Here is a 1,504-nt window from a genome sequence, read left to right on the forward strand (position 1 = left end):
CCACGTCCACGTGCCCGCCGCGGATCATGCCGAAGGAGGACGCGGAATCGAAGAAAGCCGCGCCTTTATTGACGGTGACGGTCTCCTTCCCGGCGTTGATGAGGTCGGGGTCCACCTGGTCCTCTTCCGGGTAGGGCCCGACGCCGAGGATCCCGTTCTCCGAATGGAGCACCACTTCCACGCCTTCGGGGATGTAGTTGGGGATGAGGGTGGGCATGCCGATCCCCAGGTTGACGTACTGGCCGTTGCTGAGTTCCTGCGCCACCCGCGCGGCCAGTTCGTTGCGGGTCCAGCCTTTGGTCTCGGGATTGATGCCTTCGGGATGCCCGACGGCGGCGCGCCGGTACTCAGGACGGACGGCTTCCGGGCGGGGCGGGGCTCCCTGCGGGCTGGTGGACTCCATGGCTACGCTCCTGCCTGTTCTGTTGCCTTCTCGGATCCGGAGGCCCGGGTGAGAGCCACCGTCCGTTTTTCAATCCGTTTCTCACCGGCAGGGACCACCACGACCCGCTGGACGAAGATGCCCGGTGTGTGGACATGCTCCGGGTCCAGCTCCCCCGGCTCAACGAGTTCCTCGACTTCGGCGATGGTGATCCGCCCCGCCATGGCGCACAGCGGATTGAAGTTCATGGCCGTTGCATGGAAGACCAGGTTGCCGTGGCGGTCGCCCTTCCAGGCGTGGACCAGGCCGAAATCGGGGGTCAGCGACTCTTCGAGTACGTAGTCGACGCCGTTGAAGGGCCGCACCTCCTTCGCCGCTGAGGCGATGGCGATGCCGCCGTCGGCGTCGTATTTCTGGGGCAGCCCGCCTTCGGACACCTGGGTGCCCACGCCCGCCTTGGTGTAGAAGGCCGGGATCCCGGCGCCGCCGGCGCGGAGCTTCTCGGCGAGTGTTCCCTGCGGAGTCAGCACCACCTCGAGCTCTCCGGACAGGTACTGCCGGGCGAACTCCTTGTTCTCGCCGACGTAGGAGCTGATGGTCCGCCGGATCCGCCCGTCCCGGAGCAGGACGCCGAGCCCCCAGTCGTCCACGCCGCAGTTGTTGCTGACGGTTTCGAGGTCCTTGGTGCCGTGCCGGTGCAGGGCGTCGATCAGGGCGACAGGTATGCCGCACAGGCCGAACCCTCCCACCGCGAGCGACGCGCCGTCGGGGATGTCCGCAATGGCCTCCTCGGCGCTGGCAACAACCTTGTTAATCATCAGTGATCCTTTCAGGCCGGCAACAGTGTCGAGGTCCTACAGTCCGAGTTCGCGGGCGATCAGCATCAGCTGGACCTCCGTGGTGCCCTCTCCCACTTCGAGGATCTTGGAGTCGCGGTAATGCCGTGCCACCGTGAATTCGTTGATGAAGCCATAGCCGCCGAATACCTGGGTGGCATCCCGCGCGTTGTCCATGGCCGCCTCGCCTGCGACCATCTTAGCGATGGCCGCCTGCGTCTTGAACGGCTTGCCGGCCAGCATCCTGGCGGCGGCGTCGTAGTAGGCGAGGCGGGAGGTGTGCGCG

Annotated in this window: 3 protein-coding genes; all 3 read right to left on the reverse strand. The window is 66.3% G+C overall.

Translation table 11 applies throughout. The features are described 5' to 3' along the window. Positions 1-403, reverse strand: a 403-nt coding sequence (locus DBR22_RS17625; RefSeq protein ID WP_308810232.1) for a CoA-transferase, incomplete at its 3' end; no start/stop codon positions are given. A 2-nt stretch (positions 404-405) separates the two neighbouring features. Continuing rightward, complete coding sequence (locus DBR22_RS17630; RefSeq protein ID WP_108600089.1) at positions 406-1,200, reverse strand: CoA transferase subunit A; 795 nt, start codon at positions 1,198-1,200, stop codon at positions 406-408. Between the two features lie 36 nt (positions 1,201-1,236). Continuing rightward, positions 1,237-1,504, reverse strand: a 268-nt coding sequence (locus DBR22_RS17635; protein WP_258229272.1) for an acyl-CoA dehydrogenase family protein, incomplete at its 5' end; no start/stop codon positions are given.

It is taken from the genome of Arthrobacter sp. HMWF013 (assembly GCF_003061105.1).
GTDB lineage: Bacteria > Actinomycetota > Actinomycetes > Actinomycetales > Micrococcaceae > Arthrobacter.

Bases quoted from the DNA above. Each gene is read 5' to 3' on its own strand.
- DBR22_RS17630 (WP_108600089.1), bottom strand. From the start codon at position 1,200: ATGATTAACAAGGTTGTTGCCAGCGCCGAGGAGGCCATTGCGGACATC.